17 protein-coding genes are annotated in these 22,735 nt (G+C 73.8%); 13 read left to right on the top strand and 4 right to left on the bottom strand.

From position 1 onward, the window contains the following. The first annotated feature begins 192 nt into the window (after positions 1–192). Positions 193–789 (top strand): DUF3043 domain-containing protein, encoded by a 597-nt coding sequence (locus tag AB0G84_RS24530; RefSeq protein ID WP_361324552.1) that lies wholly within the window; start codon positions 193–195, stop codon positions 787–789. A gap of 61 nt (positions 790–850) precedes the next feature. Here AB0G84_RS24530 and AB0G84_RS24525 read toward each other — a convergent pair whose 3' ends face one another. Further along, complete coding sequence (locus tag AB0G84_RS24525; protein WP_361324549.1) at positions 851–1,066, bottom strand: hypothetical protein; 216 nt, start codon at positions 1,064–1,066, stop codon at positions 851–853. A gap of 160 nt (positions 1,067–1,226) precedes the next feature. Between AB0G84_RS24525 and AB0G84_RS24520 the strand changes: the two genes are divergently transcribed. The 5 genes from AB0G84_RS24520 (at position 1,227) to AB0G84_RS24500 (ending at position 6,850) form a co-directional block, all read left to right on the top strand. After that, complete coding sequence (locus AB0G84_RS24520) at positions 1,227–2,507, top strand: bifunctional adenosylcobinamide kinase/adenosylcobinamide-phosphate guanylyltransferase (RefSeq protein ID WP_361324546.1); 1,281 nt, start codon at positions 1,227–1,229, stop codon at positions 2,505–2,507. A 62-nt stretch (positions 2,508–2,569) separates the two neighbouring features. Continuing rightward, positions 2,570–3,145, top strand: a complete 576-nt coding sequence (locus AB0G84_RS24515; RefSeq protein WP_361324543.1) for a hypothetical protein — start codon at positions 2,570–2,572, stop codon at positions 3,143–3,145. A 10-nt stretch (positions 3,146–3,155) separates the two neighbouring features. Continuing rightward, positions 3,156–4,202 carry a nicotinate-nucleotide--dimethylbenzimidazole phosphoribosyltransferase gene (gene cobT, locus AB0G84_RS24510; protein ID WP_361324540.1) on the top strand — a complete coding sequence of 349 codons (1,047 nt, stop codon included), beginning with the start codon at positions 3,156–3,158 and terminating at the stop codon, positions 4,200–4,202. A gap of 147 nt (positions 4,203–4,349) precedes the next feature. Further along, a complete protein-coding gene (locus AB0G84_RS24505; protein WP_361324537.1) occupies positions 4,350–6,125 on the top strand; it encodes a phosphatidylglycerol lysyltransferase domain-containing protein in 1,776 nt (591 codons plus the stop codon). Further along, positions 6,122–6,850: a hypothetical protein gene (locus tag AB0G84_RS24500; RefSeq protein WP_361324534.1), complete on the top strand. Its 729-nt coding sequence runs from the start codon at positions 6,122–6,124 to the stop codon at positions 6,848–6,850. Before AB0G84_RS24505 ends, AB0G84_RS24500 begins: the two co-directional genes overlap by 4 nt. Here the strand turns inward: AB0G84_RS24500 and AB0G84_RS24495 are convergent. After that, positions 6,825–7,562 (bottom strand): hypothetical protein, encoded by a 738-nt coding sequence (locus AB0G84_RS24495; RefSeq protein WP_361324531.1) that lies wholly within the window; start codon positions 7,560–7,562, stop codon positions 6,825–6,827. The genes AB0G84_RS24500 and AB0G84_RS24495 overlap by 26 nt on opposite strands. A 120-nt stretch (positions 7,563–7,682) precedes the next feature. Here AB0G84_RS24495 and AB0G84_RS24490 point away from each other — a divergent pair, with 120 nt between their 5' ends. From AB0G84_RS24490 to AB0G84_RS24460, 7 genes are all read left to right on the top strand, one after another. After that, on the top strand, positions 7,683–8,477 hold the full coding sequence (locus AB0G84_RS24490; RefSeq protein WP_361324528.1) for an adenosylcobinamide-GDP ribazoletransferase: 795 nt from the start codon (positions 7,683–7,685) through the stop codon (positions 8,475–8,477). 200 nt (positions 8,478–8,677) lie between these two features. Next, a complete protein-coding gene (locus AB0G84_RS24485; protein ID WP_361324525.1) occupies positions 8,678–10,219 on the top strand; it encodes a leucyl aminopeptidase in 1,542 nt (513 codons plus the stop codon). Between the two features lie 357 nt (positions 10,220–10,576). Next, the gene (gene lpdA, locus AB0G84_RS24480; protein ID WP_361324522.1) at positions 10,577–11,965 is read left to right on the top strand and encodes a dihydrolipoyl dehydrogenase; all 1,389 of its coding nucleotides are present in this window, start codon (positions 10,577–10,579) and stop codon (positions 11,963–11,965) included. A 91-nt stretch (positions 11,966–12,056) separates the two neighbouring features. Further along, positions 12,057–13,796: a 2-oxoglutarate dehydrogenase, E2 component, dihydrolipoamide succinyltransferase gene (gene sucB / locus AB0G84_RS24475; RefSeq protein WP_361324519.1), complete on the top strand. Its 1,740-nt coding sequence runs from the start codon at positions 12,057–12,059 to the stop codon at positions 13,794–13,796. 142 nt (positions 13,797–13,938) lie between these two features. Next, on the top strand, positions 13,939–14,562 hold the full coding sequence (locus tag AB0G84_RS24470) for a GntR family transcriptional regulator (RefSeq protein ID WP_361324516.1): 624 nt from the start codon (positions 13,939–13,941) through the stop codon (positions 14,560–14,562). 312 nt (positions 14,563–14,874) lie between these two features. Further along, on the top strand, positions 14,875–17,568 hold the full coding sequence (gene aceE, locus AB0G84_RS24465; protein WP_361324513.1) for a pyruvate dehydrogenase (acetyl-transferring), homodimeric type: 2,694 nt from the start codon (positions 14,875–14,877) through the stop codon (positions 17,566–17,568). A 1,019-nt stretch (positions 17,569–18,587) separates the two neighbouring features. Further along, positions 18,588–19,598 (top strand): WYL domain-containing protein, encoded by a 1,011-nt coding sequence (locus AB0G84_RS24460; RefSeq protein ID WP_361324510.1) that lies wholly within the window; start codon positions 18,588–18,590, stop codon positions 19,596–19,598. 50 nt (positions 19,599–19,648) lie between these two features. On the opposite strand, the gene AB0G84_RS24455 is transcribed toward AB0G84_RS24460, so the two are convergent. Together AB0G84_RS24455 and AB0G84_RS24450 are read right to left on the bottom strand one after the other, a co-directional pair. Further along, positions 19,649–20,584, bottom strand: coding sequence for an SDR family oxidoreductase (locus AB0G84_RS24455; RefSeq protein WP_361324615.1), 936 nt, complete (start codon positions 20,582–20,584; stop codon positions 19,649–19,651). Positions 20,585–20,759: 175 nt separating this feature from the next. Next, complete coding sequence (locus AB0G84_RS24450) at positions 20,760–22,664, bottom strand: hypothetical protein (RefSeq protein WP_361324507.1); 1,905 nt, start codon at positions 22,662–22,664, stop codon at positions 20,760–20,762. Between the last annotated feature and the right edge of the window lie 71 nt (positions 22,665–22,735).

Genomic DNA, 22,735 nt, shown 5'->3' with positions numbered 1-22,735 from the left:
GTACGGGCCCTGGTTCCATTACCGCACTGTTCGCGCCCGGATGCGCTCCTCCTCCAGGACGATCGCGGAGCGCTGTTTCTCCCGCGCAAGGAGTAGGGAGCCTCCGGACACCGGGGCACAGCGCCCGCCGTTGCCGGATCGTTCCCCGTCGCACCCTGGCCCATCCGCGGCGAGCACGTACCCTTGGGTGTTGTGTTCCGAAGCCGTTCGAAGGATGAGCAGGCCGCGACCGCCAAGGTGACCGCGGACCAGCCCCAGCAGCCCCGCGACCCGCAGGCCCCCAAGGGCCGCCCAACGCCCAAGCGCAGCGACTCCCAGTCGCAGCGCCGGGCCCGCGCGCACACGCCGACCAACCGCAAGGACGCGGCGAAGGCGCAGCGCGAGGCCCGCCGCGTGGATATGGCCCGCCAGCGCGAGGCGCTGGCCAACGGCGATGAGCGCTATCTGCCGACGCGCGACAAGGGGCCGGTGCGCCGGTTCGCGCGGGACTACGTCGACTCGCGCTGGTGCGTGGCGGAGTTCTTCCTGCCGATGGCCGTGGTGATCCTGGTGCTGACCATGGTCCGGGTGCCGTCGATCCAGAGCATCGCGCTGCTGCTGTGGCTCGTGATCATCGTGCTGATCGTGCTGGACTCGGTGCTGATCTGGTTCCGACTGGGCAAGCGGCTGCAGGAGAAGTTCCCGAACGAGAACCTCAAGGGCGTGAAGGCGTACGCGGTGATGCGCACGCTCCAGATGCGCCGGCTGCGGCTGCCGAAGCCGCAGGTCAAGCGGGGCGAGCGGCCGTAACCGCCGCCGCGGCAGCGGGCCGGATCCGTACGGTACGGACCCGGCCCGCTGTCGTGTGCGCTCAGGCCTCCGCGTCGGCGTGCAGGCTCATCGGGCCCGCGTAGACCTCTTTGCCGTCCTCCAGGAGGCGGACCTGGTCGACGCCGCCCGCAAGGAGGGCCTTCCACTCCTCGCCGATCCAGGACTCCGCGTCGCCCTGGGTGGTGAACTCCTCCGGTTCCACGGCCGGGGCCGTCTCCGTGCCGTCAGCCTTTTCGAACCGCCACGTCCACGCCATGTGCGCCTCCTGGATCCCACCGGGTACGTGTCTGTGCCACCGCGGACCGCGCCGGGGCGCACTCCGCCATGGCGTGCTTGTGTGCTGGTCGGCAGCCTAACGGCCGTGTCGAGCCCGCCCCCGCCGCGCTCAGCGTGATGGGACGCGAGAAACTCGCGGTGTGGATGTGACTCTCCTCGGTACGGGCGCCCCGCAGGGGCTGCCGCGTCCCGGCTGCCCCTGTGCCGCGTGTGCGACGGCTGTCGGCGACGAGGCGCGGGCGGCGACCGCGCTACTGGTCGACGGTGTGCTGCTGGTCGATCTGACGCCGGGCCCGGCCTTCGCCGCGGCCCGCGCCGGGCAGTCGCTGGCCGGCGTGCGGCAGGTGTTGCTCTCCCACCCGCACGACGGGCCGGCGATGGAGGTCCCCGCCGGGCTGCCCACGCCGGGCCGGGTCGCCGACGGGCGGGAGCTGGCGCTGCTCGACGGGCACCGGGTGCGGGCGCTGGCCGTGGACATCCCCGGTACCGGGTACGAGATCACCGGCGCCGAGGGCGAGCGGCTGCTCTACCTTCCGCCGGGCGCGGCACCGGCCGGGCTGACCGGGCCGGGCGAGGGGCATTCCGCACACCCCGACGCGGCGCACGGCGGCGGCCCCTACGACCTGGTGCTGCTCGATGTGCTGACCCGGCCGGACGCGCTGGCCCGGCTGCGTGCTACCGGGGCGGTGGACGCGGCGACGGACGTGGTCGCGGTGCACCTCGACCACGAGGTGCCGCCGGGGCCGGAACTGCACCGCAGGCTGGCGGCGGTGGGCGCCCGCGCGGTGGCCGACGGCAGCTCCCTGGTGGTCGGCGAGTACCACGCGGTGCCGGACCTGCCGCGCCGCACGCTGGTGCTGGGCGGGGCGCGCAGCGGGAAGTCGGCGGAGGCGGAGCGGCGGCTGGCGGCCTTCCCGGACGTGGTCTATGTGGCGACCGGCGGCACCCGGGACGGCGACGAGGAGTGGGCCGAGCGGGTCGCGCTGCACCGCGAACGGCGGCCCAGCAGCTGGCGCACCGTCGAGACCTGCGATCTGGTGCCGCTGTTGACCGGCCCCGGGGACGGCCAGGCCCCCCAGCCGCCGGACGGGCCGGACGAGGGGGCGCCGCTGCTGATCGACTGCCTGGCGCTGTGGCTGACCCGGGTGATGGACGAGGTCGGGGCGTGGGACGACGCGATGTGGGAGGCCAGTGGCCGGCGGGCGCTGCGCGAGCGGACCGACGCGCTGGTGGCGGCGGTGCGGGCGACCCGGCGGCCGGTGGTGGCGGTCAGCAACGAGGTCGGCTCGGGGGTGGTGCCGGCGACCGCGGCGGGCCGCCGGTTCCGCGACGAACTGGGGCGGCTGAACGCGGCGTTCGGTGCGGAGTGCGAGCAGCTGCTGCTGGTCGTCGCGGGGCAGGCGCTTGCGCTGCGCGGATGACGCGGAGGCCGCCGGGCCCGTGTCCGCTTGCCCCGGGCCGCAGCGGCGGGTGCCCTTGACCCGTGACCGGAGCCGAGCTGACCGACTGCTGTGACGCGGTGGTGCGCGCCTATCTGGCGCGGCACCCGGAGGCGACGGTGGTCGCGCTCGGCGAGGGGCTGGGCGCCGCCTTCTGGCGACTGGACAACGGACGGCTGCACTGGCTCACGGTGCAGCCGCCGGAGCCCGCGGCGCTGCGCCGGATGCTGCTGCCGGACGGCGCCCGGCGGTGGACCGTCGGCTGCCCGGTGGCCGACCCCCGCTGGCTGGCGGCGGTGCCCGCACCGGGGCGCGGGGTCGTGGTGCTGGCGCGGGGCGCGGGCCGGCGGCTGTCGGTCGCCCAGGTGCGGGGGCTGGCGGCGCGCTGCGCGCAGCGGTTCCCCGGCGGTGCGCTGGTATGTGACGCACCGTCATGGTGGGCGACGGCTCTGGCGCGCGGCCTTCCGGGGACCGTGGCGATGCGGGTACGGCGGCCGGCCGGGCTGCGGTACCGGCTGCCGGTGCTGCGGGCGCTGCTGCCGGTGGTGTGCGAGCTCCGGTTCGCGGCGGGCGGGGAGCTGCCCGGCAACCCCGCCGCACGTCGCACGCATTGCCGGTAATCTGCGCCCAATGAGCGCCCTGAACCTCGATGACTTCGCCAACCTGATCGAGCGCCCCGATGGCGGGGTGCGCCGTGACGCCGAGGAGCGTCGGGCGCGGCTGGCCGTGCCGCCCGGGGCGCTGGGCCGGCTCGACGACATCGGCGAGTGGCTCGCCGGGGCCCAGCAGCAGGTGCCGGTGCGGCCCCTCGAGCGGCCGCGGGTGCTGCTGTTCGCGGGCGACCACGGGGTGGCGTCGCTGGGGGTGTCGGCCCGGCCCGCCGGCGGGACGAAGGACCTCGTACGGGCGGTGCTGGACGGCACGAGCCCGGCCGCGGTGCTGGCCCGCGGCGCGGGGGCGCAGCTGCGGGTGGTGGACATGGCGGTGGACTGCGACCCGGAGGAGCTGCCGGCGGAGGTCACCCGGCACCGGGTGCGGCGCGGCTCGGGCCGGATCGACGTGGAGGACGCGCTGACCGCCGAGGAGGCCCGGGCGGCGTTCCTCGCCGGGATGGCGATCGCGGACGAGGAGGCGGACGCCGGTACCGACCTGGTGGTGCTGGGCGATCTGAGCGTCGGCGGCACGACCGCGGCGAGCACCCTGATCGCCGCGCTGTGCGGCACCGACGCCTCGGTGGTCACCGGCCGGGGCGGGGCCGGTATCGACGATCTGGCCTGGATGCGCAAGTGCGCGGCGATCCGGGACGCGCTGCGCCGGGCCCGGCCGGTGCTCGGCGATCAGTTGGAGCTGCTGGCGACGGTCGGCGGCGCGGACCTGACCGCGATGACCGGGTTCCTGCTGCAGAGCGCGGTGCGCCGGACGCCGGTGATCCTGGACGGGGTGGTCACGGCGGCCTGTGCGCTGGTGGCGCAGCGGGTGGCGTTCCGGGCTCCGGACTGGTGGCTGGCCGGCCAGGCGAGCGGGGAGCCGGCGCAGGCCAAGGCGCTGGACCGGATCGCGCTCAACCCTCTCCTGGACCACGGCGTCACTGTGGGCGAGGGGACGGGGGCGCTGCTGGCCCTGCCATTGGTGCGGGCGGCCGCGGCCCTGGCGGCAGAACTGCCCGTACGCGACTGACGCGCCGCCGGCCGACCGGGGCCGGCCCGCCGCCAGCAGTGCACGGACGAGCGCCCCGGACCTGGGCGCTCACCGCTTCCCGCCCGTACCGGACCACCGGCGGCGCCCCATAAGATCGCGTTTTACACGTTTTATGGGAGACAACGCTTGAGTCGGGACGAAGACCACCGGAACGGCACCGGCGGTCGCTGGTCACAGCGCGGGGCCGCGTTCGGCATCTGGTACCTGCGCACGGTCACCTTCATCAATCTGCTGAGCGCGGTGTGGGTGTCGTTCGCCGACGACATCCGCCGGCACAACGCCGCGGAGTACTTCACTCCGTACCTGCTCACGGCCGGGTTCGCCTCCGCCGCCTTCTCGCTCTTCCTGTCGGTCACCCTGCGCCGGCGGAAGCGGGCGGCCTGGATCCTGAACCTGCTGCTGTCCGGGCTGACGGCGCTGCTGTTCGCGATCGCGCTGGCGGCGGACCCGGAGTTCCGCGGGCATCCGCAGAACTGGGTGTCGCTGGCGCTGACGGCGCTGTTCGCGGCCGCGCTGGTGGTCGGTCGCCGGGAGTTCTACGCCAAGGGCGACCGCGCGAACCCGAAGCTGGCGGCGGCGGTGGCGGCCGGCGGACTGCTGGTCACCTCGCTGCTCGCGGCGCTGCTGGTGACCGTCACCAACACCGCGCAGGGCGCCTCCTCGACGTTCGTCCAGCGCTGGCGGTACGGCGTGATGCGGCTGGTGTCACTGGCCGCCGACGACCGGCACTTCCCCGGGATCGACACCCCGAACTGGGTGAACGTCACCATCAACGCGCTCAGTGCGCTGCTCCTGGTGGCCGTGCTGTGGGCCGCGTTCCGCTCGGTGCGCAGCACCGACCGGCTCACCGAGGACGACGAGGAGCGGCTGCGGGCGCTGCTCGCCCGGCACGGCGACCGCGACTCGCTGGGCTACTTCGCGCTGCGCCGCGACAAGAGCGTGCTGTTCTCCCCCAGCGGCAAGGCGGCGATCACCTACCGGGTGGTGGGCGGGGTGTCGCTGGCCTCCGGCGACCCGCTGGGCGACCCCGAGGCCTGGCCCGGGGCGATCGAGGCGTGGCTGGCCGAGGCGCGGGAGCACGGCTGGGCACCGGCGGTGATGGGCGCCGGCGAGGAGGGCGGCACGATCTACGCCCGACACGGCCTGGACGCCCTGGAGCTCGGCGACGAAGCGATCGTGGAGATCGGGGAGTTCACCCTCGACGGCCGGGCGATGCGCACCGTGCGGCAGGCCTACAACCGCATCAAGCGGGCCGGTTACACGGTCACCGTCCGGCGCCACGAGGACATCCCCGCGGCGGAGCTGGACCGGCTGCTGGAACTGGCCGACGACTGGCGCGACGGGGAGACCGAGCGCGGCTTCTCGATGGCGCTGGGCCGGCTCGGCGACCCCGGGGACGGGCGCTGCGTGATGCTGGAGTGCCGGGACGGCGGCACCGAGGAGGCGCCCGGTGAGCTGCGGGCGCTGCTGAGCTTCGTCCCGTGGGGCGCGAAGGGCCTGTCGCTGGATCTGATGCGGCGGGACCGGAACTCCGAGAACGGGCTGATGGAGTTCATGGTCCTGGAGCTGATCCAGCGCGCGGACGAGGTGAACATCACTCAACTGTCGCTCAACTTCGCGATGTTCCGCTCCGTCTTCGAACGTGGATCGCGACTCGGCGCGGGCCCGGTGCTGCGCCTGTGGCGCTCGCTGCTCAGCTTCTTCTCCAGGTGGTGGCAGATCGAATCGCTCTATCGCGCCAACGCGAAGTACCGGCCGATCTGGGAGCCCCGGTTCCTGCTCTTCGAGAAGAGCACCGATCTGCTGCGGATCAGCCTCGCCGCCGGCCGGGCGGAAGGCTTCCTGGAAGCTCCCGGTCTGCCCAAGTGGCTGAACCGCACACACCTGGAGAAGGTCAGATGAGTCAGGCCCGTGCGGGGCGGGAGGAGGTGCCCGTCCTGCGCCGCGCCGTGCGTGCCGAGTGGGGCCCGCTGTGGGGGACCGTACGGTCCGCGCTGGCCGTGGCGAAGCTGCGGGCGGTCCCGGTGACGCTCGCCGCGGTCTGCCTCACCGTGGTCTTCCAGTTCGTGCAGAGGCAGGCCTGGGGCTACCAGACGGTCCAGGACATCGGCTCGGTGCAGGCCTGGGAGCACCTGTGGGTGGCGCTGCTGCGCACCCCGCTGTCGCTGTTCGTGCCCGCGCTGGACCTCCCGGTGTGGGGCGCACTGGCGCAGATCCTGGTCGTCTTCGGGATCGCGGAGATCTGTGTGGGCTGGCGGCAGACGCTGGGCGTCGCCTACCTGGCCACGCTCGCCGGGACGATGTACGCCCGGATCGGCATCTGGATCGGTCCGGAGAGCCCCATCGGGCTGCCCGACTCCGACAAGTACGTGATCGACACCGGGCCGTCGGCGGCGGTGGTGGGGCTCGCGGTGTTCGTCTGCTGGCGCTACCGGGCGTGGTTCACCGGCGGGCTGGTGGTGCTGTCGATGGTGTTCGAGGTGCTGTTCATCAAGAGCAACCTGGCGGGCAAGGAGCACATCGCGGCGATCCTGGCGGTGCTGGCGGTGTGCGGGCTGTGGGAGGTGTGGCGGCCGGTCAAGCCGCGCGACGCGCACCGCGTCACCGGTTGGGGGCGCCCCCGATGAGGTGCTCGGCCTTGCGGCGCAGGGCCGACCAGCGGTGGTCGTGGCGCTCGGCGCGGACCTGGGCACGGGTCAGCGCCTTGGGCCTCCTGCGGTAGAAGCGCCTGGCCCAGGGCGAGTTGGGCCGGGCCAGGCGGATCGCGCCGAACAGCGCCACGAAGGGCACGAAGACCCCGATGACCGCGATCCGGGCCTTGCCCTTGAGCAGGGCGATCACCGCGAAGAGGAAGTTCACCGCCACCGTCCGGATGACGGTGAAGCGGTCGTCGCTCTCGTCCGGGGACAGTTCGTTGACGCCGAACGGCAGGAACCCCGCGAGGATCAGCGCGACCAGGGCGGCGGTGAGGATGACGATCTCCACGCTCTTGGTCCCCTCCTCCGTCCAGTAGACGTCGTCCAGGTGCAGGATCAGCGCGAACTCGTCCAGGACGAGCCCGACGCCGATCCCGAAGAGCACCGCCGCCACCCCGGAGCCGAAGCCCCGCCGGCCGCCGGCGAGCGCGATGAAGCCGCCGAGCACCATCAGCAGTACGCCCGGCACGACGTGGTGGACGTGCACGCCCCCGGGCGTGATGTTGCGGAACGGGCCCTTGCCCGCCCTGATCATCCGGGTGATGACCCGGGTGATCAGGAAGGTCAGCACGAAGGAGGCCAGGGCGAGCAGCAGCGGCAGCTTCCCCGGCTCGACGATGTTGCGGTACCACCAGTGGCCCATTCCGCCCGCTCCCGTCCCGTTGCGGCGTCGAGGACGTCCGACATCCAGGGACCATTAGGCCCTCTCCGGGCGTTCGGGGGCGGGAACCAAACGCCCGGGACGCCCGGATAGCCTGCCGCGGTGAACGACACCCCCGCTCCCCCGTCCCGTCTGGACGCCGTGCGCTTCGCGTTCGGCACGCTGACCGTGCTGCCGGTGCACGTCACCCGCTGGGACCGGGACGCGGCGCGCGGCGGCATGCTCTGCGCCCCGCTGGCCGGGTTGGTCGTCGGGCTGGGCGCGGCGGCGCTCGGCGGGGCGCTGCTGCTGCTCGGCGGCGGCCCGCTGCTCGCCGCGGTGGGCTCGGCCGCGGTGCCGGCGGTGCTCACCCGCGGACTGCACCTGGACGGGCTTGCCGACACCGCCGACGGCCTGGGCAGCGGTAAGCCGGCCGCGGACGCGCTGCGCATCATGAAGCAGTCCGACATCGGCCCGTTCGGGGTCATCACCCTGCTGCTCGTCCTGCTGGCGCAGGTGGCGGCGCTGTCCGGGCGCTACGCCGAGGGTTGGGCGCAGGGGGCGTCGGCGGCGGTGGTCGCCGCGGTCACCGCGCGGGCCGCGCTGACCCTGGCCTCCCGAGCCGGGGTGCCGGCGGCCCGTCCGGAGGGGCTGGGCGCCGCGGTCGCGGGGGCCGTGCCGGTGCGGGCGGCGCTGGGCTGCGCGGCGCTGGTGGCCGCGGGGTGCGCGGCCCTGGGCGCCGCATGGGGCCCGTACGGGGCGCTGCACGCGGGGCTGGCGGCCCTGCTCGGGCTGGGCGCGGGCGAGTTGCTGCTGGGGCACTGCCGGCGGCGGCTGGGCGGGGTGACCGGGGACGTGTTCGGCGCGCTGGCGGAGAGCGCGGGACTCGGCGCCCTGGTCGTCCTGGCGCTGGGGTAGCCCGTTCCCTTCCAACTCCCGTCCGTTCAGGGCTGGTTCGCCCGGAACCGGGCCGTTTCCGCCACCGCGCGCCGGAACGCCGAGGGACCCGGTACGTCGGCAGGCCGGGCCTCGCCGCGCCGCCGAGCGTAGGCTCGGCCGCAGCAGCGCGCCCCTGGCGCATCAACGGAATTCCCGGACGGAACAGGACTCTCATCACCGTGACTGCACTGACCCTCAGTACTTCTTCCGCCGCAACGGTGCGCGCGGATGCCGTCGTCGTCGGCGTGGCCAAGGGCGCCAAGGGCGTCGTGCTGGCCCCCGGCGCCGAGGCCGTGGACAAGGCCTTCGGCGGCAAGCTCGCCGCTGTGCTGGAGACCCTCGGCGCAAGTGGTGCCGAGGGCGAGGTGACCAAGCTGCCCGCCGCGGACGGCCTCAAGGTGCCGGTCGTGCTGGCGGTCGGTCTGGGCGAGGCCCCGGCCAAGGGCGAGGCCTTCGACAACGAGGCGCTGCGGCGCGGGGCGGGTAGCGCGGCCCGGGCCCTGGCCGGCAGCAAGAAGGCCGGCTTCGCCCTGCCGGTCGAGGACGCCGAGGCCACGGCCGCGGTCGGCGAGGGCGCGCTGCTCGGCGCGTACTCCTTCACCTCGTTCCGCGGCAACGGCAACGGCAAGAGCGCCAAGAGCGGCAAGAAGAACGACGCCTCCCAGCCGCTGGCGGAGGCCGTGATCGTCGGCGGCAAGCCGCGCGACAAGGAGTTCAAGGCCGCCGCCGAGCGTGCCCAGACGCTGGCCGCGGAGATCAACCGCGCCCGCGACCTGATCAACACCCCCTCCAACGCCCTGGACCCGAAGTCCTTCGCCGCCGAGGCGCAGGCCGCGGCCAAGGAGTTCGGTCTCAAGGTCGAGGTGCTGGACGAGAAGGCGCTGAAGAAGGGCGGCTACGGCGGCCTGATGGGCGTGGGCCAGGGCTCCGAGGCCCCGCCGCGACTGGTGCGGATCGCCTACACCCACGCCAAGGCGGACAAGACCCTGGCGCTGGTGGGCAAGGGCATCACCTACGACTCGGGCGGCATCTCGCTGAAGCCGGCCGGCCACAACGAGACCATGAAGTGCGACATGAGCGGTGCCGCCGCGGTGTTCGCCGCGGTCGTGGCCGCCGCCCGGCTGGGCCTGCGGGTCAATGTCACCGGCTGGCTGGCGCTCGCCGAGAACATGCCCTCCGGCTCCGCCACCCGCCCCGGCGATGTGCTGACCATGTACAGCGGCAAGACCGTCGAGGTGCTCAACACCGACGCCGAGGGCCGGCTGGTGCTGGCCGACGCGCTGACCCGGGCCTCGGAGGAGTCGCCGGACGCGATCGTGGACGTGGCGACGCTGACCGGTGCGATGGTGCTGGCGCTGGGCCACCGCCACTTCGGGATCATGGCCAACGACGACGCCTTCCGCACCGCGATCCACGAGATCGCGGAGGAGGTCGGCGAGGAGTCCTGGCCGATGCCGATGCCGGGCCACCTGCGCAAGGGCATGGACTCCCCGGTCGCCGACCTCGCGAACATGGGCGAGCGGATGGGCGGCGGCCTGGTCGCCGGCCTGTTCCTGAAGGAGTTCATCGGCGAGGGCATCACCTGGGCGCACCTGGACATCGCGGGCCCGGCCTTCCACGAGGGCGCGCCCTGGGGCTACACCCCCAAGGGCGGCACCGGCTCCGCCGTGCGCACCCTGGTGCGGCTCGCCGAGCGCACCGCCGCGGGCGACCTCGGCTGACGCCGTCCGGTCCGCGACCTCCGTACGGCCCCGGCTCACCGGCCGGGGCCGTACGGTGTGCGGGTGGGATCTGTTCGCCCTCGACGAAATCCGCACCCTCCGCCACCCACCGCTGCCCTCCCCAGGTGGCGCTTCGCGCCGCGGCGACTCCGGTACGCACCAGTAACCCCCTCGCGGTGGCTGATCGGCCGTCCAGAGTCCGGCCCCGCGTCCCGGCTTCGCGGAACAAGTGCGAAGATGGGTTCTCGGCAGGACAGGGCCCCCCTTACCCAGGGCCGAAGATAAAGCGGCCGAACAACAGCCGCGGTCCGGTCATCGCAGACCGGTTCCGGCGCATCCATGCATGGAGGACGTGACGTGGCGAACGACGCCAGCACCGTTTTCGACCTAGTGATCCTCGGAGGCGGTAGCGGCGGTTACGCCGCCGCCCTGCGCGGGGCTCAGCTGGGCCTGGACGTCGCCCTGATCGAGAAGGGCAAGGTCGGCGGTACCTGCCTGCACAACGGCTGCATCCCCACGAAGGCTCTGCTGCACGCCGGTGAGATCGCCGACCAGGCTCGCGAGAGCGAGCAGTTCGGTGTCAAGGCCACTTTCGAGGGCATTGACATCGAGGCGGTCCACAAGTACAAGGACGAGGTCATCTCGGGCCTGTACAAGGGCCTGCAGGGCCTGATCGCCTCCCGCAAGGTGACCTACATCGAGGGTGAGGGTCGGCTGTCCTCGCCGACCTCCGTCGACGTGGGCGGCCAGCGGGTGCAGGGGCGCCACGTCCTGCTGGCGACCGGCTCCGTGCCGAAGTCGCTGCCCGGCCTGGAGATCGACGGCAACCGCATCATCTCCTCGGACCACGCGCTCACGCTCGACCGCGTGCCGAAGTCCGCGATCGTCCTGGGCGGCGGCGTGATCGGCGTCGAGTTCGCCTCGGCGTGGAAGTCCTTCGGCACCGACGTCACGATCGTCGAGGGCCTCAAGCACCTCGTCCCGGTCGAGGACGAGAACAGCTCCAAGCTGCTGGAGCGGGCCTTCCGCAAGCGGGGCATCAAGTTCAACCTCGGCACCTTCTTCGACAAGGCCGAGTACACCGCCGACGGCGTCAAGGTCACCCTGGCCGACGGCAAGACCTTCGAGGCCGAGGTGCTGCTGGTCGCGATCGGCCGCGGGCCGGTCTCGGCGGGCCTGGGCTACGAGGAGCAGGGCGTCGCGATGGACCGCGGCTACGTCCTGGTCGACGAGTACATGCAGACCAACGTGCCGACCATCTCGGCCGTCGGTGACCTCGTCCCCACCCTCCAGCTCGCGCACGTCGGCTTCGCCGAGGGCATGCTGGTGGCAGAGCGACTGGCCGGCCAGAACGTCGTGCCGATCGACTACGACGGCGTGCCGCGCGTGACGTACTGCCACCCCGAGGTCGCCTCGGTCGGCATCAGCGAGGCCAAGGCCAAGGAGCTGTACGGCGCCGACAAGGTCGTCGCCCTGAAGTACAACCTGGCCGGCAACGGCAAGAGCAAGATCCTCAAGACCGCGGGCGAGATCAAGCTCGTCCAGGTCAAGGACGGTGCAGTGGTCGGCGTCCACATGGTCGGTGACCGTATGGGCGAGCAGGTCGGCGAGGCCCAGCTGGTCTACAACTGGGAGGCCCTGCCGGCCGAGGTTGCGCAGCTCATCCACGCGCACCCGACGCAGAACGAGGCGCTTGGCGAGGCCCACCTGGCCCTGGCCGGCAAGCCCCTCCACTCCCACGACTGACCCAAGTCCGGGCGCCACGACCACATCCTTCCCCGCGCTCGCGCACCACGTGAGCAGGGGAGACCCCATCCCGTAAGGAGCAACCGAAACCATGGCGGTTTCCGTAACCCTTCCGGCGCTCGGCGAGAGCGTCACCGAGGGCACCGTCACCCGCTGGCTCAAGGCCGAGGGCGAGCGCGTCGAGGCCGATGAGCCGCTGCTGGAGGTGTCGACCGACAAGGTCGACACCGAGATCCCCGCACCGGCCGCCGGCGTCCTGACCTCCATCAAGGTCGCCGAGGACGAGACCGTCGAGGTCGGCGCCGAGCTGGCCGTCATCGACGACGGCACCGGTGCGCCGGCTGCCGCTCCGGCCCCGGCCGCCGCCGAGGCGCCCGCCCCGGAGGCCCAGCCCGAGCCCGCCCCGGCCCCGGCCGCCGAGCCGGCCCCCGCCGCCGCCCCCGCGGGTGGCGCCGAGGGCACCGACGTCGTCCTGCCCGCGCTGGGCGAGAGCGTCACCGAGGGCACCGTCACCCGTTGGCTGAAGCAGGTCGGCGAGGAGGTGCAGGCCGACGAGCCGCTGCTGGAGGTCTCCACCGACAAGGTCGACACCGAGATCCCCGCACCGGCCTCCGGCACCCTGCTGGAGATCGTCGTCGGTGAGGACGAGACCGCCGAGGTCGGCGCCAAGCTCGCCGTCATCGGTGCCGCCGGCCAGGCGCCCGCCCCGGCCGCCGCTCCGGCTCCGGCCGCCCCGGCCGCCGAGCCCGCCCCGGCTCCGGCCGCTGCCCCGGCCCCCGCGCCGGCCGCCGCCGCCCCGGCAGCGCCCGCCGCTCCGGCCGCCCCGGCTCCGGCTCCGGCCCCCGCGCCGGCTCCGGCCGCCGCTCCCGCCCCGGTCACCCCGGCTCCGGCCGCCGGTGAGGGCGAGGGCGCGTACGTGACCCCGCTGGTGCGCAAGCTCGCCGCCGAGAACGGCGTCGACCTCGCCACGGTCAAGGGCACCGGTGTCGGTGGCCGGATCCGCAAGCAGGACGTCATCGCCGCCGCCGAGGCCGCCAAGGCCGCCGCGCCGGCCGCCGCCGCTGCCCCGGCCGCCGCCTCCAAGGCGCCCAAGCTGGAGGTCTCCCCGCTGCGCGGCCAGACCGTCAAGATGCCGCGGATGCGCAAGGTCATCGGCGACAACATGATGAAGGCCCTGCACGGCCAGGCGCAGCTGACCTCCGTGGTCGAGGTGGACATCACCGCGATCATGCGGATGCGCAACAAGGCCAAGGACGCCTTCGCGCAGCGTGAGGGCGTCAAGCTCTCCCCGATGCCGTTCTTCGTCAAGGCCGCTGTCCAGGCGCTGAAGGCCCACCCGGTCGTCAACGCCCGGATCAACGACGACGAGGGCACCATCACCTACTTCGACACCGAGAACGTCGGTATCGCGGTGGACGCGGAGAAGGGCCTGATGACCCCGGTCATCAAGGACGCCGGTGACCTCAACATCGCCGGGATCGCCCGCAAGACGGCGGACCTGGCGGGCAAGGTCCGCGCGAACAAGATCACGCCGGACGAGCTGTCCGGTGCGACCTTCACCATCAGCAACACCGGTTCGCGCGGCGCCCTGTTCGACACCGTCATCGTGCCCCCGAACCAGGTCGGCATCCTGGGCATCGGTGCGACCGTCAAGCGCCCGGTGGTCATCAACCACCCGGACCTCGGCGAGACCATCGCGGTGCGCGACATGACCTACCTCGCGCTCTCCTACGACCACCGTCTGGTGGACGGCGCCGACGCCGCCCGCTACCTGACCACGGTCAAGCAGATCCTGGAGGCCGCCGAGTTCGAGACCGAGATCGGTCTCTGAGCCCCGGTAGCCACCCGGTAGGCGTGTGAAAGGGGCCGGCCCCGGTCCGTACGGCATCCGTACGGACCGGGGCCGGCCCTTTCGCCTGTCGTGGTCCCCGATAATGGCCCCCTCGTCACCGCCCGCTCTGAAGGAGCACCTCATGACCCCGCCCGTCGTCCATTCGCTGCGCGAGCAGATCCGCGAGCACATCCTCGAGGGGATCGTCAGCGGCCGCTGGCAGCCGGGCGAGCGGATCGTGGAGCGGCGGATCGCGGTGGAGCTGGAGGTCAGCCAGACGCCGGTGCGGGAGGCGCTGCGGGAGCTGGAGTCGCTCCAACTGATCGAGTCGGCGCCGAACAAGGGCGTACGGGTGCGGAACCTGACCGCGGACGACCTGAAGGAGAGCTACCCGGTGCGGGCCGGGCTGGAGCAGGTCGCCGCGGAGCTGGCGGCGGAGCGGCTGGCGGCGGACACCGCGGCGTTGGAGCGCGAGGTGGCGGCGCTGCGCGAGGCCGACCGGACGGGGGACGGCGAGGCTCAGGTGCGGCACACGGTGGCCTTCCACCGGGAGATCGTGCGGGCGGCGGGGAACGCGGTGCTGCTGCACACCTGGGAGTCGCTGGGCATCGAGGTCTGGACGACGCTGTCGATCCGCTGGTTCAGCCCGGAGCCGCGGGCGCACGCCCGGGACCACCAGGAGATCGTCGATGCCTTCCGGCGGCGCGACCCGAAGATCGGGAGCCTGCTGAAGTCGCACGTGCTGAGCTGCGCGCCGAGGGTCTGAGCGGCGCTCCGGCGGCCGTACGGGCGCGGTGGGGACGAGCCCGGCGAGCCTCTGAGGGGCCTGGCCGGGCCCTCCTTTTTGCTGGCACGCGGTGCCCAAAAATGCGGCACCCCGTGCCGACCTGGGGTTTTTCCCTCCCGATCGTTGATCGATCATCGATCAGGGGCGTATTCTCCCGTCGGGGCGCGACACCCTGCCTGCCGAATCTGCCGAACTCGCCCTCGGGTGTCGTCGAGATCCCGCCGCCCACCACGGCGCGGCCCGGTCCCGACGACACCCCCGAGCTTCCCCCCGTCCGGAAAGGGGCCACCCATGCCCGACCCCGTGCGCCTGCCGTACAGCCAGCTCGACCAGCTCCCGGACCGCGACCCCGAGGAGACCGCCGAGTGGCGCGAGTCGCTTGACGCCGTCACCGAGGCAGCGGGCCCGCAGCGTGCCGCGTACCTGATGCGCCGTGCCCTGGAGCACACCGCGCGCACCGAGGGGACCGCCCTGCCGTCCCTGCTGGAGACGGAGTACGTCAACACGATCCCGACCTCCGCCGAGCCCGAGTTCCCGGGCGACGAGGCGATGGAGGCCCGGATCACCGCCTGGAACCGCTGGAACGCGGCGGCCATGGTCACCCGGGGCTCCGCCCTCGGCCTCGGCGGCCACATCGCCACCTTCGCGTCCGCCGCCTGGCTCTACGAGACCGGCTTCCAGCACTTCTTCCGCGGCAAGGAGGGCGACAGCAGCGGCGACCAGCTCTACATCCAGGGCCACGCCTCCCCCGGCATCTACGCCCGCGCCTTCCTCGAGGGCCGCCTCACCGAGGAGCACCTCGACCGCTTCCGCCAGGAGGCCGGCGGCGAGGGCCTGCCGTCCTATCCGCACCCGCGGCGCCTGCCCTGGCTGTGGGAGTTCCCCACCGTCTCCATGGGCCTGGGCCCGCTCTCGGCGATCTACCAGGCGCGGTTCAACCGCTACCTGGAGCACCGCGGCATCAAGGACACCTCCGGCTCGCGCGTCTGGGCGTTCCTGGGCGACGGCGAGATGGACGAGCCCGAGTCCACCGCGGCACTGGCGCTGGCCGGCCGTGAGGGCCTGGACAACCTCACCTTCGTCATCAACTGCAACCTGCAGCGCCTGGACGGCCCGGTCCGACCCAACTTCAAGATCGTGCAGGAGCTGGAGGCGCAGTTCCGCGCCGCCGGCTGGAACGTCGTCAAGGCGCTGTGGGGCCGCGCCTGGGACGAGGTCTTCGCGCTGGACACCGACGGTGCGCTGATCCGGCGCCTGGGCGAGACCCCCGACGCGCAGTTCCAGACCTACGCCACCCGTGACGCCGCCTACCTGCGCGCGCACTTCTTCGGCGCCAACGACGCGCTGCGCGCGCTGGCCGACCGGCTGTCCGACGCCACCCTGCTGGAGCTCTTCCAGACCTCCCGGGCCGGTCACGAGCCGCGCAAGGTCTACGCCGCCTACCGGGCCGCCGTCGAGCACAAGGGCGCGCCGACCGTCATCCTGGCGCAGACCGTCAAGGGCTACACCCTCGGCGCGGGCTTCGAGTCCCGCAACGCCAACCACCAGATGAAGAAGCTCACCATGGCGGAGTTCCGCACCATGCGTGACGTGCTCGAACTCCCCATCCCGGACAGCGCGCTGGAGGGCGAGGCGGTGCCGTACTGGCGCCCGGCCGAGGACTCCCCGGAGATGGTCTACCTGCGCGAGCGGCGCACCGCCCTCGACGGTCCGGCCCCCGCCCGCAAGGTCGTTCCCAAGCCGCTGCCGATGCCCGCCGACAAGGCCTTCGACGCCCTGAAGAAGGGCTCCGGCAGCCAGGAGATCGCCACCACCATGGCGTTCGTCCGGCTGGTCAAGGACCTGATGCGGGACAAGGAGACCGGGAAGCGCTGGGTCCCGATCGTGCCCGACGAGGCCCGTACCTTCGGCATGGAGTCGCTCTTCCCGACGGCCGGCCTGTACTCCCCCAAGGGCGCGACGTACGACCCCGTCGACCGGGATCAGCTGCTCTGGTACAAGGAGGCCAAGGACGGCCAGATCCTCAACGAGGGCATCACCGAGGCCGGTTCGCTCGCCGACTTCACCGCCGCCGCGACCTCGTACGCGACGCACGGCGAGCCGATGATCCCGTTCTACATCTTCTACTCGATGTTCGGCTGGCAGCGCACCGCCGACCAGTTCTGGGCACTGGCCGACCAGTTGGGCCGCGGCTTCGTCATCGGCGCCACCGCGGGCCGTACGACGATGACCGGCGAGGGCCTCCAGCACGCCGACGGACACTCGCACCTGATCGCCTCGACCAACCCCGCGGCGCTCTCCTACGACCCGGCCTTCGCCTACGAGGTGGCGGTCATCGTCAAGGAGGGCCTGCGCCGGATGTACGGCGGGAGCGCGGAGCACCCTGCCGGCGAGGACGTCTTCTACTACCTCACGGTCTACAACGAGACCAAGGTGCAGCCGGCCATGCCGGAGGGCGTCGAGGAGGGCATCCTCAAGGGCCTCTACCGCTTCCAGGAGGCCGCCGGCGACGGGGTGGACACGGACTCCCCCCGCCTCCAGCTGCTGGCCTCCGGCACCGCCATCCACTGGGCGCTGGAGGCCCAGCGGATGCTGGCCGCCGACTGGGGCGTGGCGGCCGACGTCTGGTCGGCGCCGTCCTGGACGGAGCTGCGCCGCGACGCCCTGGAGTGCGACGCCGCCCGTATGGAGGGCGAGGACCGGATCCCGTACGTCACCCGTGCCCTGGCCGGCGCCCCCGGCCCGGTCGTCGCGGTGAGCGACTGGATGCGCGCGGTCCCCGACCAGATCGCCCCCTGGGTCGAGCAGGACTGGACCTCCATCGGCACCGACGGCTTCGGCCTCTCCGACACCCGTGAGGCGGCCCGCCGCCACTTCGGCGTCGACCCGCAGTCCGTGGTCGTCCAGTGCCTGGCGGCACTGGCCCGCCGCGGCCAGGTCAAGCCGGAGACGGTCAAGGAGGCGAAGGAGCGCTACGGGCTGTGAGCCGGCCCACCCGCCGCGCCCCCGCCGGGCGTGGCACCCGCCGCGCCCGGTAACGGGCGGACGGCACCCCGCCCTGGGAGACCCGGGCGGGCGGCCCCGGACGACACCGGGGCCGTCCGCCCTTCCCCGGGCCCCACAACTCCCGTGCGGAGGCGACCATCCCGCGCCCGGAGCCTCCGCACGGGAACTCACTGGCCCGGCCGGTCACGCCCTGACTACGGCCGGGCCTTTCCCTGTGCGGCGGCCGACCGCCCCTCGCCCTTCAGAGGCACCCCGATCTCCCGTGCGGAGGCCACCTTCCCGCGCCCGGAGCCTCCGCACGGGATCCCACCACCGGCCCGGCCGGTCACGCCCTGACTACGGCCGGGCCGGGATTTCCTCGTTTCCGGTTGCGGGTTGCCGTGGGCTGACGCCGGGTCGCCTTCGCTGGTGGGTCGGAGGGGACGCCCGGTAAGCCGTCCTCGGCGCGGGCGACGCGGGTCCCAGAAATTCGGAACCCCGATGTTCGCTCCGGTCCTGCGGGCGGCTCACCGGACATCCCCTCCGACCGCCGTCCGTACGCGGCTGTCCCGCCGTACCGATCACCGTTACGGCGGGTGTACGGCATCCCGTTCGCAGGGATCTGGCCGGCCCCGCTGCTTGGGCGCGGCCGAGGTACGAGGTTGTGACCCGCGGTGTCACCGGCCAGCAGCCGGCAACGGGGGACGGTCGGAGGGGACGTACCGGGGCCCGCCCGCAGGACCGGAGCGAACACCGGGGCACTCAATGGCACCTAGCCGCGTCGCCCGCGCCGAGGACGGGCCCCGGTGCGTCCCCTCCGACCCCCGCGGCAACCACACACCCCGCAACACCCCAGCCCCCACCGGGCCCGCACCAAACCCCGCCAGGGCGACCAGATCGCGCCCCAAAGGGGCGCGGGGAACTGCGCGCCCAGCCACAACCCACCCGCAGCCGAAGCCGCACGACCGCCCCCACGGCACGCCAACGGCCACTGTCAGTCCCCCCGGCATGATGGACACATGCGCGCTGCCCGGCTGATCAAGATGGTGTTGCTGCTCCAGTCCCGGCCGTCGATGACCGGCGGCGAGCTGGCGCGGGAGCTGGAGGTGTCCGAGCGCACGGTCGCCCGGGACGTGCTGTCGCTCTCCGAGGCCGGTGTGCCCGTCTACGCCGACCGCGGCCGGGCCGGCGGCTACCGCCTCATCGGTGGCTACCGCACCCGCCTCACCGGCCTCGGCCGCAGCGAGGCCGAGGCGCTCTTCCTGTCCGGAGTCCCCTCCGCCCTGCGCGAGATGGGCCTCGCGGACGCCGCGTCGGCCGCCCGGCTGAAGGTCTCCGCGGCGCTGCTGCCCGAGCTCCGGGACGCCGCGGCGGGCGCCGCCCAGCGCTTCCACCTCGACGCGCCCGCCTGGTACCAGGAGCCGGAGACCCCGGCGCTGCTGCCCGAGATCGCCGACGCGGTGTGGGACGACCGCCGGATCACCGCCCGCTACCTCCGCAAGGACACCGCAGTGGAGCGGGAGTTGGAGCCGTACGGCCTCGTGCTGAAGGCCGGGGTGTGGTACCTGGCGGCGCGTGCGCAGGGCGACTTCCGGGTCTACCGGGTGGACCGGTTCACCACCGTGGCACCCGTCGCCGACCACGGGGACGGCCGGGACCACGGGGCCCACGGCGCCCGGTTCGTCCGCGACGGGTCATTCGACCTGCCCGCGTTCTGGGCCGAGCGGGCCGACCAGTTCGCGCGCTCGCTGCTGCGCGAGGAGGTGGTGCTGCGGCTCTCCCCGCGCGGTGTGCGGCAGTTGCCGTACGTCACCGAGCGCGCGGCGGCCCGCGAGGCGGTCGAGGCGGCGCAGGCGGCCGGCGGGCCCGACGGGCAGGGCCGGCTGACCGTCACCCTGCGGGTAGAGTCCGCCGAGGTCGCCTTCGCCCAGCTGCTGGCGCTCGGCCCGGAGGGCGAGGTCCTCGGGCCCGCCGGGCTGCGGGAGCGGTTCGCCGCCGCGGCCCGCCGGACGGCCGCGCTGTACGGCTGACCGGCGGGGGACGACGAGGGGGAGCGGGCGAGGGGCTCGGGCGAGGAGGCTCAGCGGTAGTCCTCGGCGCTGCCGTCCCCGCCGCCGAAGACCACGTCCTCGAAGTAGCCGAAGCAGTCGGGGCGGGAGCCGTCGGTGTCGGTGAAGCCGTACTCCTTCGCCAACTGGCCGCTGGAGAGGGAGCGGCCGGTCCACCGCGCCCGGTCCGGGTCGGCGGCGAGCGCCCGTACGGCGCGGGCGATCAGGGCCGGTGACTCCGCGATGGCGAAGTGCGGCTCCTGCGCCACCGCCTCCCGCCAGGTCTCCTCCGTCACCCCGAAGTGGTCCAGCATCTCCTCGGACCGCAGGAATCCAGGGGTGAGCGAGACCGCGGTACCGCCGTACTCCGCCAGCTCCTCGGCGAGGCCGACGGCGATGCGGTGCGGGGCGTTCTTGGTGAGGTCGAAGCAGAGGTTCTCGCGGTAGCGGCGGTTGAAGGCGGCGGTGCCGTCGGTGATCTCCACGACCAGCCCGCCCGGCCGCCTGATCAGCAGCGGCAGCGCGTAATGGCCGGTGATGACGTGGCTGTCGATGCCGAGGCGGAACATCCGCAGGCCCTTGTCCAGGTCGAGGTCCCACAGCCGGGTGTCGAACTCGATCAGCCGGTCGCCGCCCCAGAGGCTGTTGACCAGCACGTCCAGCCGCCCCTGCTCCCGGTCGATGCGCTCGGTCAGTGCCTTGACCTGGCCCGGCTGAAGGTGGTCGGTCGGTACGGGGACGCCGGTGCCGCCCTCCGCGGTCACCAGCTCCGCGGTCTGCTCGATCGTCTCCGTCGGCCGGCCGACCTCGCTGACCCGGTCCCGGGTCGTCCGCCCGGTCACATACACCAGGGCGCCGGCCCGGCCCAGCTCCACCGCCATCGCCCGGCCCGCGCCCCGGGTCGCCCCGGCGACCAGTGCCACCCGTCCGGCCAACTCCCCCGCCGGCCCACCTGCCCGCTCCGCCATGTCCTCCGCCATCTGCTCCACCGCCGCTGCCGACCGGCCCGGTGCTGACTGTCCCGTCACGTACGTCACTCCTCGGTGTGCTGGGTCTCCGTACGCGACGACGGTGGCAGCGAAACCCGACACCTGCTGTCTGGATTCTCTGGACGTTGCCGGGCCGGTGACGGCCGTCCGACAGCTACGGCCGCACCGCCCGTACGCTCCCCCCGTCCGCCAGCCGCCCCACGACCTCCGCGCGGGCGCCCGGCGCGGCCGGGGCAGCGAGGGTCGCGGTCCCGGCCGAGGCCCGTACGCCACCGGTGGCGTCGAGGCCCGCGACGGTGCCGCCGCCGGCCGCGAGCAGGTACCACGCGCCGGATCCCGCCCGCCAGTTGAGGGCCCCGACCACCTGCGGCCCGAAGCGGCTGCAGGCGGCGGTACCGGTGGCCCGCCCGACGATCCGGCCGGGGTCAGCCGGGCGGGCGGCGGGCGGCAGGAAGCGGACGGTGACGCTGCCGGGGCCGCCCCAGGTGTCGGCCCGGGTGCAGACCCAGGTCGCGCGGCCCGCGCCCTCAGGGAGGGACTGCTCGGCGAACGCCCAGTCATCGACCGAGCGCACTCCGGCGCCCCGCAGCGCCCCCAGGGAGCACGCCGTACGGGCCCAGCTCCGCAGCGCCGCGGGGTCGGTCGCCTCGTGCGGAGAGGCCACCGGGCCGTCCCCGGCCGGCGGCGGGCCCGAGGTGAGATGGACCGACACCAGGTCGTCGAGGTCGGTCAGGAGGAAGGGCGGGGCGTGCATCCCGAGCCGGGTCGAGGCGCGGAACTGCGCCACCGGCCAGCGCCCACAGGCGGCGCCCGCCGGCGGCGGGACGGGGATCCGGTCGGTGACCCCGTCCGGGGTCACATGCAGCCCGTGCGGCGGGGCCGCCGGCGCCAGCAGGTCGCGGACGCCGACCTCGGAGACCCAGGGCGCCAGCAGATAGCGCATCCAGCCGTTGCCGCGGCCGATCACCAGCCCCGCGCTGGTGGTCAGGTCCGCGTCGTCGACCCGGGCGAAGTGCAGGGTGGGGGTCGCGTCCTCGGGTTCGGCGTAGCGGACCAGGCGCTCGCCGTCGTGGAAGACCACGACCGTCACAGCGTCGATCAGGCCGGCGTACAGCAGCTGCGGCGGGTGGGAGGGCGGCCGGGTGGAGGTGCCCGCGGCCGCCCTGATCCTGGTGCCGGCTGGCGGCGCCGCCCAGACCCGCAGCGCCCGCCCGAGCAGCTCCCGGTCACCGGCCTGCCGACCGCGTACCGGCCAGGCGGTGAAGTCGACGCGGGCGGTGTCGGCCCACTGCTCGTTGCCGGTGCGCAGCAGCCGGGCCGGGTCCAGGGCCTGCTCGGCGACGGTCGGGGCGCGGCCCGGGCGCCCGCCGTCGCCGGGCAGGACCGCGGTCACCGCAGCGCCGAGCGCCACCGCCGCCATCAGTGCGAGCACGGTCCGGGTCCGCTGGCGGCGGCGCAGCAGGTCCGTGGGCCGGGTCTGCACGGTGCACGGGTCGAACTCCACCGAGTTCAGCAGGGCCGCGGCGCCCACCGGGGTCTCCCGGTCCAGTTGCTCGGCGACCCGCTGCGCCGCGTCGGGGTCCTCGGCCCCGGCCCGCTCCAGCACGCTGCGCACCGCGTCCTCGTCCAGGCCCTCCAGGTGGCACAGCCCGAGGGCCGCCCGCACCGACGCCGGGACGGCCGACAGCGCCTGGTCCAGGGCGAGTTCATCGGCGCCGCCGGCCCGGGGGAAGAGCCGCAGCCCCCAGACCAGGGGCACCGCCGGCAGCCCCCGGCCGGCCCGCCCCTCCTGCGCCAGGGCCAGCCGGAGGATCCGCAGCCGTACCAGGTCGTAGCCGGACTCGGGGGCCGGTCCGCGCTGCGCGGGCAGCCCGCGGGCCGGTCGGCGGCGGGTGACCCGGGGCAGCGCCCGCTGGACCAGGCCGTGCGCGGTCAGGACCCGGTGGTGGCGGCCCATCGACGGGGGCAGTACGAGGTAGGCGAGGCGCACGAGCCGGGGGTAGTGCTCGACGATGACCGCCTCGGCCCGCTCGACATCGGCCCGGGTGCGTTCGTCCATGGGCATGGCCTGAAACAGCCCTTCAACAAAGGTGCGGAGGTGCCGTCAATGCCGTCGTACGGTCGTTGCGC

The organism is Streptomyces sp. NPDC020742, assembly GCF_040641675.1.
In the GTDB taxonomy this organism is placed as follows: Bacteria; Actinomycetota; Actinomycetes; order Streptomycetales; family Streptomycetaceae; genus Streptomyces.
This window is presented reverse-complemented; position numbering and strand designations above follow the sequence as displayed.